The organism is Methanoculleus sp. (assembly GCF_030019085.1).
In the GTDB taxonomy this organism is placed as follows: domain Archaea; phylum Halobacteriota; class Methanomicrobia; order Methanomicrobiales; family Methanoculleaceae; genus Methanoculleus.
On the sequence record NZ_JASEFJ010000017.1, the window covers coordinates 31,644 to 40,382 of the forward strand.

General features: G+C 52.6%; 13 protein-coding genes. 12 read left to right on the top strand and 1 reads right to left on the bottom strand.

Annotated elements, in window-relative coordinates; genetic code table 11:
* Positions 1-3: 3 nt before the first annotated feature.
* Positions 4-1,215 carry a DNA primase DnaG gene (dnaG, locus tag QMC91_RS07780; protein ID WP_300237419.1) on the top strand — a complete coding sequence of 404 codons (1,212 nt, stop codon included), beginning with the start codon at positions 4-6 and terminating at the stop codon, positions 1,213-1,215.
* 65 nt (positions 1,216-1,280) lie between these two features.
* Positions 1,281-1,565 (top strand): UPF0058 family protein, encoded by a 285-nt coding sequence (locus tag QMC91_RS07785; protein ID WP_300237421.1) that lies wholly within the window; start codon positions 1,281-1,283, stop codon positions 1,563-1,565.
* 56 nt (positions 1,566-1,621) lie between these two features.
* On the opposite strand, the gene QMC91_RS07790 is transcribed toward QMC91_RS07785, so the two are convergent.
* Positions 1,622-2,416, bottom strand: a complete 795-nt coding sequence (locus tag QMC91_RS07790; protein WP_300237423.1) for a RimK family alpha-L-glutamate ligase — start codon at positions 2,414-2,416, stop codon at positions 1,622-1,624.
* A 100-nt stretch (positions 2,417-2,516) separates the two neighbouring features.
* Here QMC91_RS07790 and QMC91_RS07795 point away from each other — a divergent pair, with 100 nt between their 5' ends.
* The 10 genes from QMC91_RS07795 to QMC91_RS10020 all read left to right on the top strand — a co-directional run bounded on the left by QMC91_RS07795 (position 2,517) and on the right by QMC91_RS10020 (position 8,714).
* On the top strand, positions 2,517-2,996 hold the full coding sequence (locus QMC91_RS07795) for a hydrogenase maturation protease (protein WP_300237425.1): 480 nt from the start codon (positions 2,517-2,519) through the stop codon (positions 2,994-2,996).
* A 99-nt stretch (positions 2,997-3,095) separates the two neighbouring features.
* A complete protein-coding gene (locus tag QMC91_RS07800; protein WP_300237427.1) occupies positions 3,096-3,845 on the top strand; it encodes a hypothetical protein in 750 nt (249 codons plus the stop codon).
* 20 nt (positions 3,846-3,865) lie between these two features.
* On the top strand, positions 3,866-4,375 hold the full coding sequence (locus QMC91_RS07805) for a hypothetical protein (RefSeq protein ID WP_300237429.1): 510 nt from the start codon (positions 3,866-3,868) through the stop codon (positions 4,373-4,375).
* 31 nt (positions 4,376-4,406) lie between these two features.
* Positions 4,407-5,195, top strand: coding sequence for a cell division ATPase MinD (gene minD / locus QMC91_RS07810; RefSeq protein WP_300237431.1), 789 nt, complete (start codon positions 4,407-4,409; stop codon positions 5,193-5,195).
* A gap of 306 nt (positions 5,196-5,501) precedes the next feature.
* Positions 5,502-6,320, top strand: a complete 819-nt coding sequence (locus tag QMC91_RS07815) for a DUF1670 domain-containing protein (protein WP_300237433.1) — start codon at positions 5,502-5,504, stop codon at positions 6,318-6,320.
* Positions 6,317-7,066: a DUF1670 domain-containing protein gene (locus QMC91_RS07820; protein ID WP_300237435.1), complete on the top strand. Its 750-nt coding sequence runs from the start codon at positions 6,317-6,319 to the stop codon at positions 7,064-7,066. Before QMC91_RS07815 ends, QMC91_RS07820 begins: the two co-directional genes overlap by 4 nt.
* Positions 7,067-7,112: 46 nt before the next feature.
* The gene (locus QMC91_RS07825; protein WP_300237437.1) at positions 7,113-7,304 is read left to right on the top strand and encodes a hypothetical protein; all 192 of its coding nucleotides are present in this window, start codon (positions 7,113-7,115) and stop codon (positions 7,302-7,304) included.
* A gap of 53 nt (positions 7,305-7,357) precedes the next feature.
* Positions 7,358-7,876 (top strand): DUF6444 domain-containing protein, encoded by a 519-nt coding sequence (locus tag QMC91_RS10015; protein WP_366944391.1) that lies wholly within the window; start codon positions 7,358-7,360, stop codon positions 7,874-7,876.
* Positions 7,877-7,965: 89 nt separating this feature from the next.
* Positions 7,966-8,616, top strand: coding sequence for a transposase (locus QMC91_RS07835; protein WP_366944392.1), 651 nt, complete (start codon positions 7,966-7,968; stop codon positions 8,614-8,616).
* Complete coding sequence (locus QMC91_RS10020) at positions 8,571-8,714, top strand: transposase (RefSeq protein WP_366944393.1); 144 nt, start codon at positions 8,571-8,573, stop codon at positions 8,712-8,714. The genes QMC91_RS07835 and QMC91_RS10020 overlap by 46 nt, the downstream gene beginning before the upstream one ends.
* Positions 8,715-8,739: the final 25 nt, after the last annotated feature.

Genomic DNA, 8,739 nt, shown 5'->3' on the forward strand with positions numbered 1-8,739 from the left:
TCCATGTATTCACCTGATACAACAAAATACCTTATCCACCTTACGCTGCAGATCGAGGGGGTGGTCGATAAACCCGACGTAGTGGGTGCTATATTCGGCCAGACGGAAGGTTTGCTTGGCGAAGACCTTGACCTGCGTGATTTGCAGAGAACCGGCCGTGTAGGCAGGATAGATGTACAGATAACCACTAAACGTGGTGAGACAAAAGGTGAGATCCTCATATCATCATCGCTCGATAGGGCAGAAACCGCACTTCTCGCCTCGTCGCTTGAGACGATCGACCGGGTTGGACCGTGTACGGCCCATGTGATGGTTGACCGCATCGAAGACATCCGGGTGACGAAAAGACGTCGGATCGTCGAGCGTGCAAAAGAACTTCTCCTCGAAAACTTCGATGAGGGATCCATAAACAGCGACGAACTGCTCGACGAAGTCAGGGAAGCCATCAGGATCGAGAAACTTGAGTACCTCGGGGAAGAGCGAGTCCACGCCGGCCCTCACGTTATGGCCTCCGATGCCATAATAATCGTTGAAGGACGGGCTGACGTTGTCAACCTGCTACGCTACGGGATCAAGAACGCCGTTGCGGTGGAAGGTACAAACATCCCACAGATAATAATCGACCTCTGCGCTCAGAAGACTGCAACCACGCTACTAGACGGCGACAGGGGTGGCGACCTGATCCTTCGCGAACTCCTCCAGGTCGCCGAGATCGACTTTGTGGCCTACTGCCCGCGCGGAAAGAGCGTCGAGGAGATGAGTCGTAAAGAGATCGTCAAAGCGCTCCGGAACAAAGTGCCTGCCGTCGGACTGATCGAACACCTCCCGCTGGAGGAGGCTACAGAGCGAGTGCCTGTTCATGCGACACCAGTGAGTGTCAGGGTACCACGCGGCGAGGATGAACTGCCACCGCCGGTTGAGGAGAGCAAAAAACCACCCTCGACGCTCGGTGAACACATGGCAGACGTCCGGAACAAAAAGATTGCCAGATTTCTCTCCCCAGATTATACCGTCCTCCTGGAATCCAGCGCCGCAGATCTCGAAAACGCACTCCAGAACCTGAACGGCGATGTCGAGGGACTTGTCGTTGACCGTGTAATTGACCAGAAACTCCTCGATCAACTCGGTGGAAAAGACCTTGAGTTCGTGGCTGCCACGGACTTTAAGGGGATTATAAAGCGTCCGCTCTCAATCAGACTCATAAAGATAGTTTGATGACCGATCCCTGGTGCAAATTTATATATATTAACGTTCACTATCTTCTCTCTCGGGGAGAGACGATGCACAAAGAAGAGTTAATAGCGCTACATGGGATTCTAACTGAAATTAAAGATTTTTTTGAGGTGCAGAACCCGGAACTGAAATTTTCGCAATACTACGCGTTGAAGATCGACCCTTCTCAGGTGCATAAGAGTAAAATGGAACACAAGTACGCCATCTTCGTGCTTGGAACCGAACTTGCAAATGCCATGAAGGACGTGGAATTCGCGTCATCAAACAGGATTTCTGCCAGGATGAAAGAACTCGCCGATAAGACCTTAAAAGACCTCGAATTCCTCCAGTAAGGTTGCACACATATGCGGAGCGGCACCACCCGGTGTCGAAGACCGCTCCTATCTTCTCAGGCGCGCATCTTGCGTTCGCACTCAACGAGGTATGAGGCAAGCAGTTTGGGGATGGGTGCTGCCATGCAGTGCCAGTTCGGCGTCCCGTTCACCTCAAGAACCGTGTATCCTTCCCGGTCGCACAGAAGGTCGACGCCACAGTAATCAACGCCGACCACTGCTGCTGAGACCTCGGCTATGGCGCGCATCTCGTCGTCGATCTCGACCGGCATGCCAATCCCGCCCTGATGGATGTTGTGCATCAACCCCCGAGAGATCCTGGTTATCGCGCCAACAGCCTCCCCACCCAGGACGAAGACACGGAAGTCCCGATCGTTCGGGACGTATTCCTGCAGATACCAGGGGCCGGGTCCGAGGTCGCCGGGCTCTGTCACAAGCCGGATGCCATTCCCATCATACCCGTAGACGGGTTTATAAACAACCTTTCCATGCCGCATAAGGAAGTCACGCGCCTGCTCTTCTGAAGATAAGTAGACTGTCTCCGGCGTCCGCACTCCATGCCGCATGAGAAGTGCAGTCGTCATCACCTTGGAAGCACAGGTGGCGATGGCTGCAGGAGTGTTGATAATCCGGTTAGAGAGCGAAAGCACGTCCAGCGTCTCGAACTGGTGTAGGTCCTGCCGTATGCCGCAGACCCATATGAGTTCTTGCTCAAGCCTCGAGTTGAGGGGGTCGATTGCAGCGAGGTCAAGGAGACGGTAGCGGGCACACGCCCGCTCCAGTTCCCGTATAACGGCACCGGTTGAGTTGTCTTCCGGTGTATCGGTCGGTTTCGGTACGATATGAATCATTGCGCCTCACCACCCCACTCCTGGAACCGGATCTTCGCGGTCAGGGATCTTTCAGTACACTTTTGTACCCCGCAGGATATAATCAGTAGGTACGAGGAAGATGCGCGAAAACCGTGTCTGCATCATCGGCTGCGGCAACCCACTCATGGGAAACGATGGGGTAGGGATCCTTGTGATGCACCTCTTTGAGAGGAGATTTCCCGGAGTTGATACGATCGACGGCGGTACCGGCGGTTTCGACCTGATCCCATTGATGGAAGGCTACGACAAGGTTGTTATCGTAGATGCTACGGTTGGCATAGGTGACCACACAGGCGACGTCGTTACATTTGAAAATCTTCCAACCCCTGAGATCCCCGCAAGGATACCCCACGACATAGGGATCGTGGATGCGGTGACGATGGCAAAGGAACTCGGTTATACGGGGGAGATCGTGGTTATCGGGATTGAAGTGGGTGAGATCCAGGCATTCAGCCAGGAGATTGATCCGGCGGTCAGGGAGGGGATCCACGTTGCAGAAGAGAAGATTCTGGCTATACTGGAAGAGTGGATCGACTGTAGGGGAACTATAAAGGATTAGTTGTACCTCAGATGAAACTCAGAATCATGCACAATCCTCTTTTCATTGGAGATATAAATGACAAACTTTATACCCTACAAAATAGCTAGCTTTGCCTGAATGCAACTGCCACGAGGCCGGTTCCACAAGATCATCAAGTCCACGACAACACCTGCCCTGATCGAAGAGATGAGAACAGCAAGGTTTACCGGGATCTGTAAGATTGTCCTTGGCAGCGAGAGCGCGACCATCGTGTTGAACGAAGGTCAGTTAATGCTTGCCGAGTATGGGGTGCTAAAAGGGCAGCAGGCACTTGATGCGGTGCTTGGGAGCGAGGAGGAAGCAGGGGCTGAACTGAACATTCTGACGGCCGAGCAGGTTCGACTCTCTCAGGAGTTCAACCGCCAGTGTGCGATCGAGGTGCCCACCACAGGAAAACCCGGAAAATCGCCAGCGAAAAGGGGTGTTTCAGAGGGGGCGAAAGCGGCAACTCCCGGAAAACCCGGAAACCAGCCCGCAGGCAGCGGTATTTCCAGAGAGGCCAAACCGGTTATGGACGGTAAACCAGCGAAACCCTCAAAAGCAGGTGCTGCTCCAGAAAGGTCAGATACCGTCTCCAGCGTGGGGAAGAGGTCTTCCGCCCACACTCCTGAACCCGCCGCTGAGTCGCATACCATCCCCATGTCAGGTGTTAAACCCGCGCAGGAGATGGCCGAGACCTCTCAATCGGAAGGTGACGAGATTGACACACTCATCCAGAATATGGAAGAGATAAACATCGAGAACCTTGTCAGCAGTTTCAGGACGAATTGCAAGGAAATGCTCAAGAAGATCCACCTCGATCATCTCATCAAGGAGAACAAAACATAATTTCAGGGGCTGATAGCAGAATGGATTCAACCGGTATCATCCAGTTCTTTCTGATCCTCCTCACGATAATAACAACGATCGGTTTTGCCACAATTACCTACTACCTTGCGGAGATCAGTCGAACTCTCAAGATGGCAGGCTCTCCGCAGGTGCCGTTACCGCCAGCGGATACCTCAAGTCCGACCCGCAAGGGGCCCATCCTCGAACCCCTCAAGCCCGGCGCCATGGGAAGCCTGGAAGAGGCTCTTGATGCAATCTGCAGGAAATACGATCTTGAATCTGTGACCCTGGCATCCGCTGACGGCCTTCTGATCGCCTCAACAAAACAGGGGAGTGAGAACGAGGCCGCGCGTTACAGCCACATGTATAAAGAGGGAAGATTACATGACGAGAATGGAGTCGAACTCCTTGGCATATCCCACCACGGAGAGACGGTGATCGCCATCACCCGCCCTTCAGCACCCATCTCAAGGGAGCAGAGAGACGCACTCGAACAGGATATACAGAGCACCCTGCGGCACTGGGTATGAGACCGACGAGATCAAAACATCAAGTGGTTACATGGTAAAGGTATACACAATTGCTTCCGGCAAAGGCGGTACAGGGAAGACAACAGTCACAGCAAATCTGGGGGCGCTGCTTGCCCATTACGGTAAGAAGACCTGCATTCTGGATGCCGATGTCGGCATGGCAAACCTCGGGCTCATTCTCGGGCTTGACGAACTGCCTGTGACCCTGCACGAGGTGCTGGCTGGTAAGGCACGTGTCAGGGATGCTATCTATGAAGGGCCGTTCGGGGTAAAAGTTGTCCCATCCGGACTCTCTCTACAGGGATTCCAGCAGTCAAACCCGGATCGGCTTAAAGGCGTCATGACGGATCTCGTAAGCGAGTTCGATATCCTGATCCTTGATGCCCCTGCAGGGATCAGCAGGGACGGGGTCATCCCGCTGACTCTCGCAGACGGCGTGATCCTGGTGGTAAACCCCGAGATATCCTCGATTGTCGATTCTTTAAAGACAAAGATCCTGACAGAGACCGTTGGCGGGCATATAGAGGGGGCGATCATCAACCGGGTCGCAAGCAGCGGGAACGAGTTCAACACGGCTCAGATGGAGAAACTCCTTGGAACCAGGGTGATCGGGGTCATACCCGAGGACCCAAACGTTCGGCGCGCGTCCGCCGCGAGGACGCCGGTTGTTGTGAAATATCCGACATCCAGCGCATCCCGCGCCTTCGGGCACATCGCAGCGGATGTGGCAGGCATTGAGTATGTCGAGGAGGAGACTGCAGGCGTCAAAGAGAGTTTCGTCGAACGGCTTGCCCGCGCCATTTTCCGGTCAAAGACATAGCGCAAGGAGGCTTTTTTATTACAGTTTTTCCCTCTTTTTCATCGTTTAAGTGAAGGTAATCGCCTCCCCGATTCACGCTATCTCCCGAATAAGCGACCGCAAGATCCCTCTACCCTAACCCCCACATCTCGGAGCTGTCAACGTCGGAATGAGTTTCCTCAATCGCGTCGGAATAAGGTTCCCCAGGCCGGTTCAAGTTAGTAACTTGTTGAGGCCAGATGTTCGACACGGAGGATTGGTTTACATCTCCGACAAATGTCGACCCATTTAACGTTGCATGAGGCACATGGATTACGGGATAAAGACATGTCGGCTGCAGGAGATAACCCCAAATTACTGACCAACGCCTGGAAAAAAACCAATGAGAACCAGTTATTTACCGAGTTGGAGAAAGATTATGGATTTTCCCGGGCGATATGTCGCTCGCTGGTCCACCTCATGCACGAGCACATCGAGGCAAACTATGGGAACCTCCGCAACGACAGCCAGATCATTTACCATGCAGTCAGCGTACACGAACCACCCGGTAAATCAATAGAGCAACTTTCCCTGGTATCCGTGGCCCTCACGATATCAGAACCTGAAGATGCTGATATCCTCGAGTTAAAGGGCGTCAGTGGCCTCAGGAAACACAAGCTTCTCAGGTTTGCCAATGAAACCTACGATCAGGGAGGGCTCCTGACCCAGGAAGACCTGGCGTTGCTCCTTACGACCAGTACTCGCACCATCCAGAGGGACATGCGGGAGATGCGAGAACAAGGTATCGAGGTACCTACCCGGGGTTCAATCCAGGACATCGGACCGACGGTATCCCACAAAACCAAGATAATCGAACTTTACCTGAAAGGGTATGAGTATACCGATATCGAGCAGAGAACGCGCCATACAGGCGATGCCATCAAGCGATACATCAACGGTTTCTCAAAGGTCATTCTGCTCACATCCAAGGGATACTCTCCCTTGCAAATCAGGGAGTTGACGAGTCAGTCAGAGAAAGTGATCCAGGAATATCTCTCGTTGTATGAGACATACAAGGAGATGGGAGGAGATCGGATAGCCCAAATCATGACGGTATCGTCTCCCGAACTCGACAGGAAAAAAGGGGGACGGGGGGTCAGTCCATGAGTTCCGCCCCATCTGCAGGAAAAGGGATTGAGTCAGCGATCAAGCATCTGATCAGGGATGAATATTCATTCATCGGCGGCGAGAAGATTCAGGATATGTTTGCCAAGGATATGGTACGGTTGTTCCGGCAATATTCCCAGGATCCCTGGACCCTCGAGGTTGGCCAGACTCTGTGGTTCGCTGTTGACAAGAATGAGAAACCTGGTCCTGCAAAGACTCTGGCGAAGATGAAAGTCACCCCTGTCATCCTCTCCCTGGCTCACGAAAAAGATAGGAATATGCGATTGAATGGCTATTCTCACAAGGAAATCAGGAGGTTCAAGGTAGCACGGCTGCTCAATGAAGCATTTGAGCAGAACGGTGTTCTCACGCAGGCTGACATCGCTGAATTGCTGGGTGTGAGCGCAGGTACTATTGGAAAGGATATCCGGGAATACCAGGAGGAGCATGCGGTCATCCTTCCCTATCGTGGAACCGTCCATGATATCGGGCCATCCCTGACTCACAAAAAACAAATTGTCACATTGTTCCTGCAAAATGTTCCCACTCCCGATATCGCTCGAAAAACATGTCACACTGAAGAAGCCTGTGATCGTTACATCAAGTCATTCAAAAAAGTCCAAACACTCTATGGACAAATGAGCCCACTCGAAATCTCTCGGACTCTCGAGATGAGCGAGCGATTGGTAAACGAGTATATCGCACTTATTCAGGAGAAAGAATCATATACGGAAGGATGTCAATGACTTTAGTTGAACAGATTTCTGACCTCTCTGACATTTGTCGTTATTTATGCTCAAAGATCTCGCACGTGAACAGGAACAGAACACCGGACGGGTCAATATCAGCGAACTCTCCCGTGAGACCGGTCTTGATCGCAAGACCGTGAGACGTTACCTCAGGAGCGATCACCCTCTGGAAACCCCCCACACCCGAAATAAACCCAGCAAACTCGACCCCTACAAACCATATATCCAGGAATAACTATTCAGCCCAAACCGAAAGATCTTTTTATAATGGTCTCTAAATAAAATATAATGACTGCTGAAGACCCATATCCCGAAACAGGTGTTGAGAATCGACCTCTCTCCCAGTACACCGTTGAGGATATCCCGGTTCTTCTTGCAGTCATCGGTGATCTCAAGCGTCTCATCACGGAACTCCGTGCTGAGAATGCTCACCTAAAGGCCCGGATTGCCGACCTCGAATCCCAGTTGAACCAGAACAGTCGCAACAGCAGTCGCCCTCCCTCGATGGATGGGTTTCATCGACCAAAAACATCACGGAAGAAGGGTGAACGCCCTCCGGGTGGTCAGAAGGGCCACGAAGGTCATACCCTTCAGCTCGTTCCAAACCCGTATGTGGTCCTCGTCCATACTGCTTCCACCTGTTCCCGGTGCGGGGCATCCCTGGAACATGTCGACCCATCTGTCGTAGAACGACGTCAGGTTTTTGACATACCTCCTCCCCGGATTATCGTGACTGAACACCGTGCAGAACACAAACGGTGCCCCCATTGTGGGTGTTTTCACCCAACTGATTTCCTGTCGAGGTAGCGCACCCCGTGCAGTATGACATCAACCTGAAGGTGCTCCTGGTCTATTTCTGCATCTACCAGCTGCTTCCCTATGAACGGGCCTCTGAGATGGTTTTTGACCTCTTTGGCCACTCGTTGAGCCAGGCAACTGTTGTTGCAATCACGGGTGAGTGCTCTCGAAACCTGACCGGAGTTGAAGAACATACCCGAAACCTCCTGCAAGATGCACAGGTTCTCCACGTCGATGAAACCAGCATGCGGGTGGGCGACACGCGGCATTGGCTGCATGTCGCCAGTACCGACCACCTCACCTCCTACGGGTGCCATCGAAAACGAGGAGCGCAAGCAACCGATGCCATGGGAATCCTGCCCGCACTCCAGGGAACGATGATCCATGACTTCTGGGCGCCATACTTCAGGTATACCAGTGATCATGCTATCTGTAACGCCCACCTCCTGCGCGAACGCCGGGGGATCTCAGAGAACTACAACCATCAGTGGAGCAAAACTCTGAGCAACCTCCTCAACGGGATAAAAGCCGCGGTGGATGTTGCAAAAGAAGAGGAGACTATTCTCGTGCCGGAGAGAATCGCTGCCTTTGAAGAACAGTATCAGAAGATTCTCAAAGCAGCGGAGGAGGAAACGAAAATCTCCGAGACCCCAGGGGACAGGGAAAGCATGGGAGAAAGAAACAGTCAAAAGCAAAGAATCTCCTGGATCGTTGTCGCAACTACCAGGAAGAGATCCTGGCATTCATGAAGGATTTCAACATCCCCTTCACCAACAATCAGGCCGAGAGAGACCTTCGGATGATGAAACTGAAACAGAAGATCTCCGGAGTGAAGAGGGGGCTATGAATTTCTGCAGGGCCAGAGGATTCAT